The organism is Allokutzneria sp. NRRL B-24872 (assembly GCF_002155965.1).
Taxonomy (GTDB): Bacteria; Actinomycetota; Actinomycetes; order Mycobacteriales; family Pseudonocardiaceae; genus Allokutzneria.
The window spans coordinates 156,427-171,042 of sequence record NZ_MUMH01000085.1; the positions used below are offsets into that span (position 1 = coordinate 156,427).

The 14,616-nt window shown below is 70.9% G+C and carries 19 protein-coding genes; 8 read left to right on the forward strand and 11 right to left on the reverse strand.

All coding sequences use genetic code 11. From position 1 onward, the window contains the following. Nucleotides 1–29: 29 nt before the first annotated feature. Complete coding sequence (locus CCN37_RS22545; protein ID WP_143261744.1) at nt 30–443, forward strand: Imm1 family immunity protein; 414 nt, start codon at nt 30–32, stop codon at nt 441–443. 11 nt (nt 444–454) lie between these two features. Here CCN37_RS22545 and CCN37_RS22550 read toward each other — a convergent pair whose 3' ends face one another. Continuing rightward, nucleotides 455–1,435, reverse strand: a complete 981-nt coding sequence (locus CCN37_RS22550; protein WP_086824304.1) for a BtrH N-terminal domain-containing protein — start codon at nt 1,433–1,435, stop codon at nt 455–457. A 102-nt stretch (nt 1,436–1,537) separates the two neighbouring features. After that, nucleotides 1,538–1,945: a MarR family winged helix-turn-helix transcriptional regulator gene (locus CCN37_RS22555; protein ID WP_210408152.1), complete on the reverse strand. Its 408-nt coding sequence runs from the start codon at nt 1,943–1,945 to the stop codon at nt 1,538–1,540. A gap of 109 nt (nt 1,946–2,054) precedes the next feature. Between CCN37_RS22555 and CCN37_RS22560 the strand changes: the two genes are divergently transcribed. After that, entirely contained in the window at nt 2,055–2,492 is a 438-nt protein-coding gene (locus CCN37_RS22560; RefSeq protein WP_210408153.1) for an ester cyclase, read from the forward strand. A 52-nt stretch (nt 2,493–2,544) separates the two neighbouring features. Here CCN37_RS22560 and CCN37_RS22565 read toward each other — a convergent pair whose 3' ends face one another. Then, the gene (locus tag CCN37_RS22565) at nt 2,545–3,168 is read right to left on the reverse strand and encodes a cation transporter (RefSeq protein WP_086824306.1); all 624 of its coding nucleotides are present in this window, start codon (nt 3,166–3,168) and stop codon (nt 2,545–2,547) included. Next, nucleotides 3,165–3,494 (reverse strand): helix-turn-helix transcriptional regulator, encoded by a 330-nt coding sequence (locus CCN37_RS22570; RefSeq protein ID WP_086824308.1) that lies wholly within the window; start codon nt 3,492–3,494, stop codon nt 3,165–3,167. Before CCN37_RS22570 ends, CCN37_RS22565 begins: the two co-directional genes overlap by 4 nt. A 76-nt stretch (nt 3,495–3,570) precedes the next feature. On the opposite strand from CCN37_RS22570, the gene CCN37_RS22575 reads away from it, so the two are divergent. Continuing rightward, a complete protein-coding gene (locus tag CCN37_RS22575) occupies nt 3,571–6,042 on the forward strand; it encodes an excinuclease ABC subunit UvrA (RefSeq protein ID WP_246843228.1) in 2,472 nt (823 codons plus the stop codon). Here the strand turns inward: CCN37_RS22575 and CCN37_RS22580 are convergent. Both CCN37_RS22580 and CCN37_RS22585 read right to left on the reverse strand, forming a co-directional pair. Continuing rightward, nucleotides 6,020–6,358 (reverse strand): hypothetical protein, encoded by a 339-nt coding sequence (locus CCN37_RS22580; protein ID WP_086824312.1) that lies wholly within the window; start codon nt 6,356–6,358, stop codon nt 6,020–6,022. The genes CCN37_RS22575 and CCN37_RS22580 overlap by 23 nt on opposite strands. An 87-nt stretch (nt 6,359–6,445) precedes the next feature. After that, nucleotides 6,446–7,396, reverse strand: a complete 951-nt coding sequence (locus tag CCN37_RS22585) for a helix-turn-helix domain-containing protein (RefSeq protein WP_086824314.1) — start codon at nt 7,394–7,396, stop codon at nt 6,446–6,448. Between the two features lie 70 nt (nt 7,397–7,466). On the opposite strand from CCN37_RS22585, the gene CCN37_RS22590 reads away from it, so the two are divergent. Further along, on the forward strand, nt 7,467–7,793 hold the full coding sequence (locus CCN37_RS22590) for a cupin domain-containing protein (protein ID WP_086824365.1): 327 nt from the start codon (nt 7,467–7,469) through the stop codon (nt 7,791–7,793). Nucleotides 7,794–7,819: 26 nt separating this feature from the next. Here CCN37_RS22590 and CCN37_RS22595 read toward each other — a convergent pair whose 3' ends face one another. Beyond that, nucleotides 7,820–9,295 carry an RICIN domain-containing protein gene (locus CCN37_RS22595; protein WP_168200800.1) on the reverse strand — a complete coding sequence of 492 codons (1,476 nt, stop codon included), beginning with the start codon at nt 9,293–9,295 and terminating at the stop codon, nt 7,820–7,822. Between the two features lie 192 nt (nt 9,296–9,487). Between CCN37_RS22595 and CCN37_RS22600 the strand changes: the two genes are divergently transcribed. Together CCN37_RS22600 and CCN37_RS22605 are read left to right on the forward strand one after the other, a co-directional pair. Further along, nucleotides 9,488–9,832: a hypothetical protein gene (locus CCN37_RS22600; RefSeq protein WP_143261745.1), complete on the forward strand. Its 345-nt coding sequence runs from the start codon at nt 9,488–9,490 to the stop codon at nt 9,830–9,832. 31 nt (nt 9,833–9,863) lie between these two features. Beyond that, entirely contained in the window at nt 9,864–10,310 is a 447-nt protein-coding gene (locus CCN37_RS22605) for a hypothetical protein (RefSeq protein ID WP_086824320.1), read from the forward strand. Here CCN37_RS22605 and CCN37_RS22610 read toward each other — a convergent pair. Beyond that, complete coding sequence (locus tag CCN37_RS22610; RefSeq protein ID WP_210408154.1) at nt 10,300–10,563, reverse strand: hypothetical protein; 264 nt, start codon at nt 10,561–10,563, stop codon at nt 10,300–10,302. The genes CCN37_RS22605 and CCN37_RS22610 overlap by 11 nt on opposite strands. 47 nt (nt 10,564–10,610) lie before the next feature. On the opposite strand from CCN37_RS22610, the gene CCN37_RS22615 reads away from it, so the two are divergent. Further along, the gene (locus tag CCN37_RS22615) at nt 10,611–10,775 is read left to right on the forward strand and encodes a hypothetical protein (protein ID WP_246843229.1); all 165 of its coding nucleotides are present in this window, start codon (nt 10,611–10,613) and stop codon (nt 10,773–10,775) included. Nucleotide 10,776: 1 nt separating this feature from the next. On the opposite strand, the gene CCN37_RS22620 is transcribed toward CCN37_RS22615, so the two are convergent. From CCN37_RS22620 to CCN37_RS22630, 3 genes are all read right to left on the reverse strand, one after another. Then, nucleotides 10,777–12,051: an ArgE/DapE family deacylase gene (locus CCN37_RS22620; RefSeq protein WP_168200801.1), complete on the reverse strand. Its 1,275-nt coding sequence runs from the start codon at nt 12,049–12,051 to the stop codon at nt 10,777–10,779. A gap of 151 nt (nt 12,052–12,202) precedes the next feature. Next, nucleotides 12,203–12,622, reverse strand: coding sequence for a helix-turn-helix domain-containing protein (locus tag CCN37_RS22625; RefSeq protein ID WP_086824322.1), 420 nt, complete (start codon nt 12,620–12,622; stop codon nt 12,203–12,205). 10 nt (nt 12,623–12,632) lie between these two features. Then, nucleotides 12,633–13,493 carry an MBL fold metallo-hydrolase gene (locus CCN37_RS22630; RefSeq protein WP_086824324.1) on the reverse strand — a complete coding sequence of 287 codons (861 nt, stop codon included), beginning with the start codon at nt 13,491–13,493 and terminating at the stop codon, nt 12,633–12,635. A 169-nt stretch (nt 13,494–13,662) separates the two neighbouring features. Between CCN37_RS22630 and CCN37_RS22635 the strand changes: the two genes are divergently transcribed. Beyond that, nucleotides 13,663–14,541: an alpha/beta fold hydrolase gene (locus CCN37_RS22635; RefSeq protein WP_210408155.1), complete on the forward strand. Its 879-nt coding sequence runs from the start codon at nt 13,663–13,665 to the stop codon at nt 14,539–14,541. Nucleotides 14,542–14,616 lie beyond the last annotated feature (75 nt).

The window sequence follows — 14,616 nt, forward strand, 5'->3', positions numbered from 1 at the left end:
TGTGGCAGGTCTTCTGCGAGGATGGCGCCATGAGTGACTTGCGCCTCTGGTACTGCGTCAACGGGCACAGCGACAGGCGCGATGAGGGAATGCTCGACGGAGTCGAAGCCATTGACTCGTTCCTCAACCGGTTGGCCGAAGGCGAGCGAGCGGTCATGGCGGCGTTGTTCCGCGCGGAAGACCTGCACGTCTTCCCGCCGCAGGTCGAGATGCTGGTCGGCCTCGGCGGTGGCTTGGACGGTGGGGTCGTGCAGTGCGATGGAATGCATTGCGGCAGCGCGGGGGATTTTGAGGGAGGGGCAGTGTCCTACGACTACGTGGAGAGCAGACGTGACCTCCCCGCGAGCGCAGTCATCCCGCAGGCTCAGGTCCGCGCCGTGCTGCACGAGTTCGCCGCTACTGGAAAGCGCCCGGAAACTGTTGTGTGGCACCCGATCCGCTGACCAAGCCCAGGTCACACGGAGCTGAGCACCTGCATGGCGTGGTGCTCCCGTGCCGCGAGGTCGGTGAGGAGCTTCGACGCGCGGGTGAGGTGCGAGGCGTCGCCGGAGGAACCGGCCGCGGCGATGTGCGCGGAGACCTCCGTCCACAGTGGAGCGATCTCGGCGTAGAGCCGATGCCCGGCGCGGAGGGTGGAGTCGTCGACAAGCGAAGCGCTCTCGGCGAGGAAGTCGCGGTACAGGGCGCGGAACAGGGCGCCACCGGTGCCGCCGCGTTCCATCAGCGTCGCGGCGAGAGGGAGATCGCGTGACGGCGCGTCGGAGCGGTCGAGCCAGCCGAGCACTTGGCGTGCGGCCTTGCCGATGCCGCGGTGGCCAAGGTTGGCGATGGGCGGGTTGAGGAAGTCGCGCGCGTTGTTGCGCACGGACTCCAGCACGGCGGAGCGCAGCGATGGACGACGGCCCGGCGCGGTGACGGTGAACGAGAGGTTCCGCGCGGTCATCGGGCCGCGCTCGGCACGGGCGCGCTCCAAGCTCGCGAGCGAGGTCGTCACGGCGCCGCCCTGCTGAGCGGTGTCGATGAGGTTCGCGCGGGTGTCGTCGTGGCCGTACAACGCGACGAAGTGCCCGCCGAAGTGCACCTTCGACGTGAAGTACTCCAGGTGGTAGCAGTCCAGTTGGAGCCCGACGGGGCGCCCGGCGGCGAGGGCGTCGGTGACGTTCTGCCACGCCTTGCGGGTGGAGCCGGTCTCCTGGACGCGCAGGTCGAGCCCGAGCCGTTCGGCCACGGTCCGGGTGATCATGGCGGGCTTGGAGCGCCCGCCGAGGAACGGGAAGTCCATGTTCTTCGCGTCCCAGTAGACGAAGCCGAGCCCTTCGCCGAGGCCGAACAGCATCGGCTCGGACAGCTCGATCCCCTCGTGGCGCAGCAGCGCGCCGAGCGCGGTGGTCTCGCAGTGCTGCCCGGAGGGGAACGAGACGTTCTCGATGATCATGTGCTTCCTGCTCTGCTCGTGGCGCCTGTCCGACGGGCACCAGGCTCGACCCTCCCACCGGGAGAGAGTCAACACCCGCACCTTGACCAGCGCAGCGGCTCCTCAGGTTCTGAAGACCTCTGCCACATCGGCGAGCACGCGGGTCACCACGGCCAGCTCGTCGGCCGGGAGCCCGTCGAAGAGCCGGTCGGCCAGCGCGTCGGCGGACTCGTCCAAGCGCGCCACGGTGGCGCCGCCCTTCTCCGTGAGGCTGACCAAGATCGCCCTGCGGTCGTCGGGGTGCGGGTCGCGCGCGACGAACCCGGCCTCCTCCAGCGCGTCGACCAGGGCCGTGACGTTGCGCGGCGTGACGTTGAGCGCGTCAGCCAGTTCGCGCTGAGTGCGTGGTTCGCTGGCGGCGAGCTGCCACAGCACCGCGGCCCTGGCCACCGTGAGCCCATCGGCGCGCAGCCCCGCCGTCATGTCCTCGGTGATCAGCTCCGTCGCGCGCATCAGCATGTTGAACGTCACACGGGGTGACAGCGCTTCGGAGAAGCCTTTGCCGGGGGATGATGTACTGTATTCATCATGTTCCATATTCACCATGCTACCGCGTGGTGGTCGTGAAGGAGGGATCGGCATGAGCACCAACACCGCCAACACCAACAGCACCGCCGAGCGGAACATGGCCGCGATGCGGACCGCCTACGCCACCCTGGTCAGCGGGGACCTGGACGCGTGCGTGGAGATGCTGACCGAGGACTTCGTCGCCAACCTCCCCGGGCTGCCCGAGCCGGTCCGCAGCCGCGAGGTGTGGCGGATGGGGGCCGAGGCGATGCTGAAGGGCTTCCCGGACCTGCGGATCGACGTCGAGCACATGGCCGCAGACGGGGACCAGGTCGCCGTCCGGGCTCGGTTCAGCGGTACGCACAAGGGCGAGTTCGGCGGCGTCCCGGCCACTGGGCGCTCGGTGGACTTCTGGAGCGTGGAGTACTACCGCTTCGTCGACGGCAAGGTCGCCGAGGAGTGGGTCGCGCCCGACATGGGCAATCTGATGCACCAGATCACCGCTGAGTGATCTTCCCCCGAGGAGCCGCCCGTGCCACGTCGGCGCGGGCGGTCGCTTGCGCTCAGCAGCAGTGCCGGCCCCGCCAGGCCTCGCGCCCTTCCTTGACCGCGACCGCCGCGATCACCAGGGCGGCGAGCGGATCGGCCCAGTGCCAACCGAAAGCGGAGTTGAGCAGCAGGCCGACGAGCAGCACGCCGGACAGGTAGGTGCACAGCAGCGTCTGCTTGGAGTCGGCGACCGCGCTGGCCGAGCCGAGTTCGCGTCCAGCACGGCGTTGCGCGGCCGACAGGAACGGCATGACCGCCAGTGACACCGCCGCGAGCACGATCCCGACCGTGGAGTGCTCAGCGGGCTCGGCGCCGAACAGCGAGCGCGCGGACTCGACGGTGACGTAGCCGGCGAGCGCGACGAACGATACGGCGATCACCTTGAGCGCCAAGCGTTCCCGGGCCTGCGGGTCGCGGCCGGAGAACTGCCAGGCGACGGCGGTGGCCGAGGCGACCTCGATCACCGAGTCCAGGCCGAAGCCGATCAGCGCCGTGGACGAGGCGATCGTCCCGGCCGCCAACGCGATCACGGCCTCGACGACGTTGTAGGTGATCGTCGCGGCGACCAGCAGCCGCACGCGCCGCGTCAGCTCGGCTCGGCGCTGCGGATCGAGAGCTGGCGCGTCGGCGCAGCTCACCTCGACACCCGCTCATCGACGCACGGCTCAGCGGTGTCGACGGCGAGGACCACCTTCACCAGCTCGGTCAGCGCCCGCTCCAGGTGCTCGTCGGCCAGGGCGTAACGGACCTGACGGCCCTCGTAGGTCGTGCTGACCAGGCCGCATCCGCGCAGGCAGGACAGGTGGTTGGACACGTTCGACCGGCTCAGCCCGAGGCGGTCGGCCAGCTGCGCGGGGTAGACGACGCCGTCGAGCAGGGCGACCAGGATGCGGCAGCGCGTCGGGTCGGCCAGTGCCCGGCCCAGGCGGGCGAGCGCGTCCTCCCGCGTCTCACACTTCAGCATAGGCGCAACAGTACATCGAAAACTGAACCAATAACGCTGACACGGGTTGTCAGGTTTCGCGTCGACGATGACCTCCGTGAGAAGCGTGGAGAACAGCGGGACGATCGACGTGATCGGTGCTCGCACGAACAACCTGCGTGACGTGTCCGTGCGCATCCCCAAGGGACACCTGGTCGCCTTCACCGGCGTGAGCGGCAGCGGCAAGACCTCGCTCGCCGTCGACACGCTGCACAACGAGGCTCAGCTGCGGTACCTGGAAGGGCTCTCGCCGTTCGTGCGGCAGTACATCACCCAGCGGAACCGGCCGAAGGTCGACCGCGTGCTCGGGCTCGGCGCGACGCTCGCGGTCGACCAGCGCCGCCTCAACCGCAACCCGCGCTCCACGGTCGCGACGATCACCGGCATCGACGGGCACCTGGGGCTGCTGTACTCGCGCCTGCCCGGCATCGACGGCGACTCGCACCTCACGACCTCGCACTTCGACCGGAACACGCCGGAAGGCGGCTGCTCGGAGTGCCACGGCGTCGGCGGGCGCTGGCAGGCGCGCGAGGAGCTGATCGTCACGCACCCCGAGTTGCCGCTGTTCGAGGGCGCTTCGCCGTGGTTCGAGAAGTGGCGCTCGGGCGAGCACGCGTTCGTGCCCGCGCTCGCGCGGAAGCGGGGCGTCGACCTCGGCCAGCCGTGGCGGTCGCTGCCGGAGGAGTTCCGGCGCTGCGTGCTCCACGGCACCGGTGACGAGAAGATCGTCGCCACCGTCGACGTCCCGAACAAGAACGAGACGGCGCAGATGACCTTCACCTGGAACCAGCCGCTGAAGGGTGCGCTGGCCGAGGTGGAGCGGGTCTTCGTCAACGCCAAGACCTCCAGCGCGAAGCAGCGGTACCTCCGCTACATGCGCAAGCGGCCCTGCGACGCCTGTGCCGGAAGCGGATTCGACGCGGCGGCGCGATCCGTGCGGCTCGGCGGGCTGAGCTACCCGGAGCTGATCGAGGTGGAGGTGCGCGAGGTCCGCGACTGGGCGCGGCGCGTCGCCGACGAGCTGGACGAGCGGCAGCGCGAGGTGGGGGAGCCGCTGGTCCAGGACCTCGACCGCAGGCTCGGCATCCTCGACCGGCTCGGCCTCGCGCACCTGCAACTGTCCAGGAGCGCGGCCACGCTCTCCGGCGGCGAACTGCAGCGGACGCGGCTCGCCGCGCAGCTCAGCACCGAGCTCAGCGGCATCATCTTCGTGCTCGACGAACCCGGCAACGGACTGCACCCGGCGGACAAGGCGCAGCTGCTGGACATCGCGCTGGAGCTGCGCGAGGCGGGCAACACCGTGCTGCTCGTCGAGCACGACCCCGAGCTGATCGCCCGAGCTGACTGGGTGGTCGACATGGGTCCCGGCGCGGGCCGCAACGGCGGCGAGGTCCTGGTGTCCGGCCCGCCCGCCGACATCGCGGCCCACCCCTCGTCGCTGACCGGCCGCTACCTCGCCGGAGCCGGTCCGCGTCTGCGTCGAATCCCGCGCCCGGTCGGGGAAACCGACTGGGTGGAGCTGCGGGGTCTGCGCGCGCACAACGTGGTCGCGGACCTGGTGCGCTTTCCCGTCGGGCGGCTCACGTGCCTGACCGGAGTGAGCGGTAGCGGCAAGAGCAGCCTGCTCAGCGCGCTCGCAACGGGCGTGGAGGCCGCGCTCGACGACACCCCGACCGACGTGGTGCGCTCCGTGCGCGGACTCGACGGCTTCGGCTGGGTGGCCGTCGTCGACCAAGAGCCACTGGGCCGGACACCGCGCTCCAACCCGGCCACCTACAGCAAGGCCTTCGACGTCGTGCGCGGGCTCTTCGCCGCCACCGACGCGGCGCGCGAGCGCGGGCTCACCGCGTCCTGGTTCAGCTTCAACACGGCGGGCGGCGGGCGCTGCGACACCTGCACCGGCTACGGCCGCAAGCTCGTCGACATGCACTTCCTGCCGGACGTGTGGGTGGTCTGCGACGCGTGCGAGGGGCGCCGCTACCGGCCCGAGGCCCTGGAGATCAGCTACCTCGGCCTGGCCATCGACGAGGTGTTGGAGCTGACCGTCGCCGAGGCCGTCGAGCGCTTCACCGAGCCGCGCCAGCTCGCCGAGACCCTGGGCGCGCTCAACCAGGTCGGCCTCGGCTACCTCCAGCTCGGCCAGAGCGCCACCGAGCTCTCCGGCGGCGAAGCCCAGCGGCTGAAGCTCGCGTCGGCGATCCAGCGCGGAGCCGGTGGGCGCGGAGCCGGGCTCGTCATCGTCGACGAACCCGTCTCCGGCCTGCACCCCTCCGACGTCCAGCGGGTCGTGGACGCATTGGACGTGCTGCTCGACTCCGGCAACACCGTCGTCGTGGCCGAGCACGACATCCCCGTCGCCGCGTCCGCGGACTGGGTCATCGACCTCGGCCCCGGAGCCGGTCCCGACGGCGGCGCGGTCCTCGCGGAGGGCCCGCCCGAGATCGTCGCCAAGGCCGACACGCCGACCGCCGTGTTCCTGCGCCGCTACGCCGCGGGCGAACCGCTGCTCAGTGCCAGCCCGTGCACTTGAACCCGCCGTCGTTGATGCAGGCGCGCCACTTGTAGTTCTCGTGCTTGTAGCTCGCGGTGTTGCCCGCGCCGCCGCCCATCTGCTTCCAGGTCCTGCCGCCGTCGGAGGAGCGGTCGAGCCACACCCACTTGTCGAAGGTGTCCTGGCCGGAGACGTAGTCCTTGGGGATGTAGTACAGCCGGACCTCGTGGCCGTAGGGGAGGCGGATGCAGTAGTACCCCGAGCCGCACTCCTCGCTCGCGGCGGCGGAGGGGGCGAACGGGACCAGCGAGGCGACCGTGAGGGCAGCCGCCGTGAGGACGTTCCAGAGCTTCATGGCCGAAGATGATCACTTAGCCCGCGCGCACTCCGCTGACCGTTCGCTAAAACCCCGATGCCTTGGCGCATAACGGAAAAGCCCTCGTCATCGCGGCTTGGCGCGGAAAGTTCTCCGGTACGCGCCCGGAGTGGTGCCCAGCGCGGTGAGGAAGCGCCTGCGCAGGTTGGTCGCCGAGGACAGCCCGACGCGGCGGGCGACGGCCTCCAGTGGCAGGTCGGAGGACTCCAGCAGCTCCCGGGCGGTGGTGATCCGCCGTGCGAGCAGCCACTGCCCGGGGCTGGTCCCGAGCTGGTCGGTGAAGCGCCGGGTGAGCGTGCGCGGCGAGACCCCCGCGTGCGCGGCGACGCGATCGAGACTCACGTCCTGGTCGAGGCGTTCGGTGATCCACTCCAGCACCGGCGCGAGCGTGCTCTCGATCTGCGCGGGGTGCGACGGCGCCGCGTACTGCGCCTGCCCGCCCTCGCGGTGCGGCGGCATGACCATGGTGCGCGCGATGTGCGCGGCGTGGGCGGCTCCGTGATCACCGCGGACGAGGTGCAGGCACAGGTCGATGCCCGCTCCGGCGCCCGCGCTGGTCGCCACGTCGCCGTGGTCGACGTAGAGCACGTCGGCGTCGACCTCGATCTCCGGGAAGCTCGCGGCGAGCTGGTCGGTGAGCCTCCAGTGCGTGCTCGCCCGTCGCCCGTCCAGCAGTCCCGCGTGCGCGAGCGCGAATGCCGCTGAGCAGATGCTGACCACCCGTGCACCCCGGGAATGATTGCGCCGCAACGCTTCCACGACCGCGGCGCTCGGAGGTTCGGTCACGGGAAGCCACCCGGGGACGAGCACGGTGTCCGCTCGGTCGAGCGCGTCAAGCCCTTCGGTCACGAGCATGTCGTACCCGGCGAGGGTGCTGATCGGACCGGGGTCCTCCGCGCACACGCTGAACGTGTAGCGGGTCGGCAGCCCCGGGCGCTCGACGCCGAAGACCTGTGCCGCGCAGCCCAGCTCGAAGGTCGACTGCGGGGCGCGGACGAGGGCCACGACGCGGTGCATGGCCAGAAAGTACCTGAGGATGTCTTTCCAGACACTCGGCGTGCTTCCGGTCGCCGAGCAGGCTGGGCCCATGACGACCGAACAGGCTGGCTACACGTGGTCCTCCGTCGAGGACGCCCCGGTGCACGAGCTCTTCCCCGGAATCCGCCTGCGCCCGTTGTGGCAGGGGGAGAACGGGGCGAAGGCGTACGTGCTCCAGATGGACCCGCGCACGAGCTGGCAGGGGATCGACGTGCACGAGCCCGGCCCGGAGGAGGTCTTCGTGGTCTCCGGGGTCTTCAACGACGGCGAGCGCGACTACCCGGCGGGCTCGTTCATCCACGCCCCCGCGGGCTCGTCGCACGTCCCGCAGACCACCTCGGGCTGCACCCTCTTCCTCTTCTACCCCGAGGGCTGACCCGCACCGCATTCGCAGCACAGGCGCTAGTAGCGGCCGGTGCAGGCTGCGACGGGCGTGGTGGACCGCTCGGGGAGGTGGATCAGGCAGGCGCGGAACCACGTGTCCTCCTTGCCGTCGCCGTCGGCGTCGCGGATGACCGCCGCGGTGACGGAGCGCTCGTGCTCGCGGAGGAACGGCTTCGAGCACGTGTGCCAGCGACCCTCGACGCGCGAATCGGTCCACTGGAGAGCGACGGTGAACCGTTCGGGGCTGAACTTCACGTAGCCCTCGGCCCAGTAGAACTCCTCGCGCCGGCCATCGGCGGTGCTGCGCGAGTCGCGGAAGAGCTGAGCGGCGCCAGCGGTGCCCTGGCCGATGCTCACCTGCCCGCGCGCGGCGTCCGTGTCGCGGATGAAGATGCGGGGCCCCGCCCACGCGACGGCGGTGACGTCGACGTCCGCGCGGCCGTCGTCGCAAGGGCGGTCCTTACCGCCACCGGGGTACTCGGCGGCATCGGTGCCGACGACGCCGCCCTGGCTCACCCGCGCGGCTCCCGCACCGGTCGTGGTCATCGGGGCAGGAGCCGCGGCGACCTTCCACAGCTGCGTGCGCTTGCCGTTCTCGCACGGGCGTTGAGCGAGGTTCATCCCGGCATGAGCCGAGGCCCCGGCCATGCTCAGGCAGAGGCCGCTGTTGAGGTTCGCGATCTGCGCGGCGCCCGGGCCGTGCGGCTGCACCTGCCAGTACTGGTGCCTTTCTCCGTTGCACCCCCACTGCTGCGCGGGAGCGCGGTCGTCGTGCCTGCCGCTCACGACCTCCAGGCACATCAGGAGCTTGCCCTGCGGGCGGATCTGCACGAACTCGGGATTGTCGCGGTAGGGCGTGGCGAACTCCCACACGGCGCCCGGCGCCGAGCCACCGTTGAGCACCACAGCGCCCGCGCCGGGGTTGTCGGTCGCGCGGTCGATGGCCAGCCGCAGACCTGTTCCGCTGACTTCGATCACCGACGGCTTCGCGAGGTCGATGTGCTCCACGGGCGGTTCCGGCTGCACGACGAGCCACGTCACGAGCGCGATCACCGCGAGCCCGGCGACGGCGGCGGTCACGAGCGGCCACCGCCGCCGTCGCCGTTGTTGCGTCGGGGCGACGACGACCGGAGGAACCGGGGCCGAGGGGAGCTGCGTCTGCTCCAACAACACGTCGAGCGCGGCGATCCACGGCGCCGGGTCCATGCCGAGCGTCGTGACGTAGGCGCTGACGAAGCGGTGCGGATCGCGACTGAGCGCTAGGTCGTTGCGACCGGTCAGCAGCCGGTGCGCGGTCGCCTTCGACAGCATTCCGTGGCCGACGGCCGGATTGGCGCGCGCCATGTCGTCGAGCTTCTTGAAGCCGATCGGCGCGTCCGGCCACCCGGCGACGGCGCGCAGCCCGTCCAGCAGCGCGACGTACTGCGCGAGGTCCGTCGCCGTCGCTGGATCGGGTGGAACGGGTCCCGCGCCGCTCTCGTTCTCGTGCTTCACCGGCCCGAGCATCTGATTCCCCCTGTGCGTCGGTCCAACCGTCGGCGGTCCCACTTACCCCGGCTGACCTGTGTCTCAGCGTGTCCCACTGTCTCAACCAAGGTCAACACCTGTTCGTGGGACAGCGCCAGACGTTAGCCAGGAAGGGCGGCACCGGCAGTCGTCGGGGCCCTCACGAAAGGCATGATCGACATGAAGAAGTCTTCGCGCTCCGGCGTCCTGGCGACCGGGACCGTCGCACTCGCGACCGCGCTGACGATGATCGCGACCGGCACGGCGAACGCGGCCATCGCCCAGTCCGGGGGCAACCTCGTCCGGGCGAACCAGCACTGCGCGGCGGCCTTCGACGGCGAGAGCGACGGCCACGGGGTCTACGCGGACGTCCACCTCGTCGACGGCACGCACTTCTCGGTGTGGGACGGCAGCGGCTCCGACGGCAAGTGGGGGCCGACGACCTGCTGGAGCTCGCGGATCGCGAAGGTCCGGGTCGTCGAGGACAAGGGCCCGGCGTCGGGCTGGGTCTACAACCCGAACTGATCCACCTCGCCTCGAAGGGAAGGGCAGGCACATGTCCAGCACGGCAGCACGGGCACGTCGCTTCGCCGTCGTCGTCGCCGCGACCACGTTCCTCACCGGACTGGCCGGAGCGACCGCGTCGGCGGGGGAGTGCAAGATCAACATCGGTGGTTTCGGCATCGGGTGCGGCCACGCGTTCAACAAGACCACCTTCACCTTGCGCATCGCCTCGATCGTCAAGAGCGGCGGTACGACGTGCACCGTCCGCGACACCGGCGGCAAGGTGCTCAGCCGCAACTGGCGGTGCGAGAGCCGTTCGGTGCGGCCGGACTCGATGAGCCCGGTCCTCGGTGGTGGTCAGGACGTCGACGCGATCACCTTCGACCGCTCGTTCAAGGTCAACGAGCATCCGTTCAAGGCGGGGGAGTGGGTGAAGATCAAGGCCGTCGCGCTCTGCGTGAACGTCTGGGGATCGCAGCCCAGGTGCTTCACGAAGTGAGCTGACGCGGTGGCCTCCCGGGCGATCGGGAGGCCACCGCCTCACCGGGTGAGGTGCCGTCCGCCCGCGACCGAGACCGTCTCGCCGTTGACGTGCCGTTGGCGGCGGAGCCGAGGAACGCCGTCACGGCGGCGACGTCCTCGGGCGTGCAGATCCGCAGCGTCGGCGTCTTCGCGGACTCGGCGTCGACCGCATCCTGGCCCAGATCGGGGGTGGTCAGGGCGCGGTCGGTGAGCGTGAAGCCGGGGCGCACGAACCGCCCACCGCCACCCGCAGCGTCTCGCGGCTGGAGGGCGGGGGGTGGTTCCGCCGCGAGCCCGTCCCGGGGACCGCCGTCAGGTCCGCATCGTCGCCACCGAGGCCGGGCGCGCGCTCGTGCCCGAGATCGAGCGCGTGTGGGCGGAGCTGGCCGAGGACGCCCTGCGGCCGGAGCTGGAGCCGGAACTCCGAGCTGCTTCGTGTTGATCTACCGAGTGCCCACCGACCGCAGGGTCGCGAGCACCAGCGCGCGGGTCACGGTGACGATTTCCTTGACGCTGACCTGTTCCTGCGGGCTGTGCGCGTGGCGCACGTCGCCGGGGCCGTACTGCAACGTCGGGATGTCCGCGCCGGAGTACAGCCGCAGGTCGCTGCCGTAAGGAGCGCCGCGCTCGGCCGGTCGCGGACCGCCGGTGACATCCGCGTGCGCGTCGCCGACGAGCGCCGCGAGCGGGTGCCCGGGCGCCAACCGCCCGCTGGCGAACTGCCCGCCGGGCCACGTCACCACGGCCGGGTGGGCGCTCAACCAGGGATCGCCCGCGCAGGCTTCGGCCACGCACTCCTCCAGTTCGGCGCGCGCCTTCGCCGGGTCCTCGCCGAGCTGCACGCCGAGCCTGCCCTCGGCCACGAGCAGGTCCGGAACGCTGCTCGCCCAGTCGCCCGCCTGCACCGTGCCGACGGAGAGCGGGTAGGGGATCGGGTACTCCGACATGAGCGGGTCGGCGCTGGTGTTGCGGCGGGCCTCCAAGCGGGCGAGCGCGTGGTGGATCGGCAGGTATGCGTCGATCGCGCTCGTGCCGACGTAGCGGGTGCTGCCGTGCGCGGCCCTGCCGGGGACCTCGATGCGGAAGGTCAGCGCCCCGGCGTTCGCGGTCATCAGCGCGCCGCTGGTCGGCTCGGTGATGATGCAGGCGTCACCGGTGTGACCGCGCTGAAGCGTGCCGAAGGCGCCGAGCCCGCCGTCCTCCTCGCTCACCACGAAGTGCGTCGACACCTGCCCGCGCAGCCGGGCGCCCGCGCGCCGGATCGCCTCCAGCGCGGCGATGATCGCGACGATGCCCGCCTTCATGTCGCAGGCGCCTCGCCCGTGCACCACGTCGCCGACGATCCTCGGGCGGAACGGGTCGCCCTCCCACTGCTTGAGGTCGCCCGGCGGCACCACGTCGGCGTGACCCTGCAAGATCAGCGTCGGGCCGTCGCCCCCGTGCTGCGTCCCGCCGACGACACCCCAGGCTTCGGTTCGCGGCGCTTCGCCGCCGGGGAAGTCGGGGTGCCCGCGCAGCTCGTCCAGGTCCATCTGCCAGAGGTCGACGTCCATGCCCGCGCGCCCCAGCTGGCGGGCGAGGACGTGCTGCAGCTCGGACTCCGCGGCGGTGCCCGTCACGCTCGGGACGGCCAGCAGCTCCACCAGGTTCTGGCCGATGGCGCACTCGTCGATCGCGGCCAGTGCTGACGCTTCCACGCCGCTCAACTGCGCTGTCATCGCAACCCCGCTCCCGGTCGTGATCATCAGAACGATCCGGGAGCCTACGGCACTCGTCGGCCCTGAAATTGGCAGTCACGATGACTTCAGTGCCGAATGAAACCAATCCCGTCGGGCCGAAGAAGAGCAACAGCGCCAGGAAGGAGCGCGGTCAGCCGTCGTAGCGCGCCCGTGCGTCGGTGACCTCGTTGATGTGGATCTCCGCCCAGTCGCGGATCGCGGCGAGCGGGCCGGTGAGCGTCCGCCCGAGCGGGGTCAGCCCGTACTCGACCTTCGGCGGCACGGTGGGGTGCGAGGTGCGGGTGAGCAGGCCGTCGCGCTCCAGGCTGCGCAGCGTCTGGGTGAGCATCTTCTCGCTGACCCCGTCGATGGCCGCGCGCAGCTCGCCGTAGCGCTTCGTGCCCGTGGACAGGCAGCCCACGATCAGCGCGGTCCACTTGTCGGCGATCCGGTCGAGCACCTGCCGTGAGGGGCACGGCGCGCTGTAGACGTCGGCCGGGCGACCGTCGGGCAGCCACGCCAGCACGGGTCCGGGCGTGCCCGGTCTGGGGCGGCGGCTGTGCGGCGGCATGGCGCGGACGCTAGTCGATGCGCAGTCCGCTAGCCCACGTCCGCAGCGGCGCGGGCGGCAGGACCCGGCCGAACACCTGTCCCGCGAAGTGCCCGCCCGCCAGGATCGTGTGCTCGTCCTGCACGTCCTTCACCACGTGCTCGCGGGTCGCGACGCCCTGTTCCGGGTCGACGTCGAAGGCGAAGCTCCAGTGGCTCTCGGTGATCTGCACCTGGCAGTGCATGACGTCGCCGAGGACGAGCACGCGCCGCGGGTCGGCTCCGCCGGGGTCGCGCACCTCCACGCTGCTGTGCCCGGGGGTGTGGCCCGGCGTGGCGAGGACGCGGACACCCGGCGCGATGGTGTCGCCGTCGCCGACGAAGTCGATCACCTCGGAGAGCGGCTGCTGCACGGTGTCCAGGTCCGGGCCGACGAGATCCGCGGTGCCGTGCCAGTGCCGCCACTCGGCCTCGCTGACCAGATGCCGTGCGTTGGCGAAGGTGAGGCTGCCCTCGCGCGTCGTCCAGCCCACGTGGTCGTGGTGCAGGTGCGTGTACACGACGGTGTCGATGTCGTTGGGGGACAAGCCTTCCGCCGCGAGCGCGGTGAGCAGGCCGCCGCCGTGGAACTCGGCCGCGTCGGGCAGCGCGAAGTCGACCGCGCCGAGCCCGAGGTCGACCAGGACGGCGCGGTCGCCGGTGCGCACGAGGAACGACCCGATGCTCACCGGGAACCACCCGCGCCGGTCCAGGAAGGCGTCGTGCGTGGCCCAGCCGTCAGGGACGCTCGCGGGCAGGAACACCGCCGGGTTGAGCCACGCGTGCCCGTCCGGCAGGTAGGTGACGGTGGTCGGGCCGACGCGGACCTGTGCGCGCTCAGCGGGTCTGGACATGGTTGCTGCTCCTCGGAAAGCGGTCGGAACGGGTGCACCACGACCTTCGACGAGCAGCTCTCCCAGCGGAAGTACGCACTTGCAAGTGCGTGTTCAGGCTCAGCTGAAGTGGTTACCGCGTCGACGGGCCTGGGTACGCCGAGGAATCAGCTGTGAGGAAGGAGAAGTCGTGGTGGTACCGGTCGCGCACAGGACGCTGGAGCTGGACGGAACGAGGATCTTCTACCGCGAGGCGGGGCCGTCCGACGCGCCAGTTGTCGTTCTGCCCCATGGGTATCCGTGCTCCTCCTACCAGTTCCGCAACCTCATGGCCGCGCTCGGTGACCAGTGGCGGCTCATCGCGCCCGACTACCCCGGTTTCGGGTACAGCGGCACACCCGATCCGGTCGACTTCGCCTACACCTTCGACGCCTATGCGGATTTCCTCCACCGCTTCGTGCGACGGCTCGAACTGGACCGGTACGTGGTCTACCTCCACGACTACGGCTCCCAGATCGGTCTGCGGCTGGCCATGGCCGACCCCGATCGCATCGCGGGCCTGGTCATCCAGAACGGGGACATCTACGAGGACGAGCACGGCCCCAAGTACGCGCCGCTCAAGGAGTACTGGAACAACCCGACGCCGGAGGGCCGCGCGAAGCTCGGCAACGCCGTGAGCGAGGAGGGTTTCCGCGACGAGTTCGTCGGCGAGATCCCGCCCCGGCTCGTCGAGCGCGTTTCGCCCGACCTGTGGCGGCTGCACTGGGCGCTCATGTCCACACCCGCGCGGCGCGAGAACCTGATCACGCTGCTGGCCGACCAGCGCAACACCGTGCCGTGGTTCGCGCGGCAGCAGGACTACCTCCGCCAGCACCGCCCGCCGACGCTGATCGTGTGGGGACCGCACGACGGCTACATGCCCGAGGGCGCCGCGCGGGCGTACCTGCGCGACCTCCCCGACGCCGAGCTCCACCTGCTCGACGCCGGTCACTGGGCCCTGGAGACCCACCTCGACGAGATCTCCGCACTCGTGCGCACCTTCCTCACACGCGTCCACCCCACCCCCTGAACGCGCCCTGCACCCCACTTCCTCGTTCGCCCCAACCCGACCCGCAGTGGTCCAGACCTTTCCCGTTTCGTACCG

Coding starts and splice junctions, on each gene's coding strand:
- CCN37_RS22550 (WP_086824304.1), bottom strand. CDS start 1,435: ATGATCATCGAGAACGTCTCGTTCCCCTCCGGGCAGCACTGCGAGACC.
- CCN37_RS22600 (WP_143261745.1), top strand. CDS start 9,488: ATGAAGAAGTCTTCGCGCTCCGGCGTCCTGGCGACCGGGACCGTCGCA.
- CCN37_RS22560 (WP_210408153.1), top strand. CDS start 2,055: ATGAGCACCAACACCGCCAACACCAACAGCACCGCCGAGCGGAACATG.
- CCN37_RS22580 (WP_086824312.1), bottom strand. CDS start 6,358: ATGAAGCTCTGGAACGTCCTCACGGCGGCTGCCCTCACGGTCGCCTCG.
- CCN37_RS22545 (WP_143261744.1), top strand. CDS start 30: ATGAGTGACTTGCGCCTCTGGTACTGCGTCAACGGGCACAGCGACAGG.
- CCN37_RS22630 (WP_086824324.1), bottom strand. CDS start 13,493: ATGTCCAGACCCGCTGAGCGCGCACAGGTCCGCGTCGGCCCGACCACC.
- CCN37_RS22570 (WP_086824308.1), bottom strand. CDS start 3,494: ATGCTGAAGTGTGAGACGCGGGAGGACGCGCTCGCCCGCCTGGGCCGG.
- CCN37_RS22620 (WP_168200801.1), bottom strand. CDS start 12,051: ATGACAGCGCAGTTGAGCGGCGTGGAAGCGTCAGCACTGGCCGCGATC.
- CCN37_RS22605 (WP_086824320.1), top strand. CDS start 9,864: ATGTCCAGCACGGCAGCACGGGCACGTCGCTTCGCCGTCGTCGTCGCC.
- CCN37_RS22625 (WP_086824322.1), bottom strand. CDS start 12,622: ATGCCGCCGCACAGCCGCCGCCCCAGACCGGGCACGCCCGGACCCGTG.
- CCN37_RS22590 (WP_086824365.1), top strand. CDS start 7,467: ATGACGACCGAACAGGCTGGCTACACGTGGTCCTCCGTCGAGGACGCC.
- CCN37_RS22585 (WP_086824314.1), bottom strand. CDS start 7,396: ATGCACCGCGTCGTGGCCCTCGTCCGCGCCCCGCAGTCGACCTTCGAG.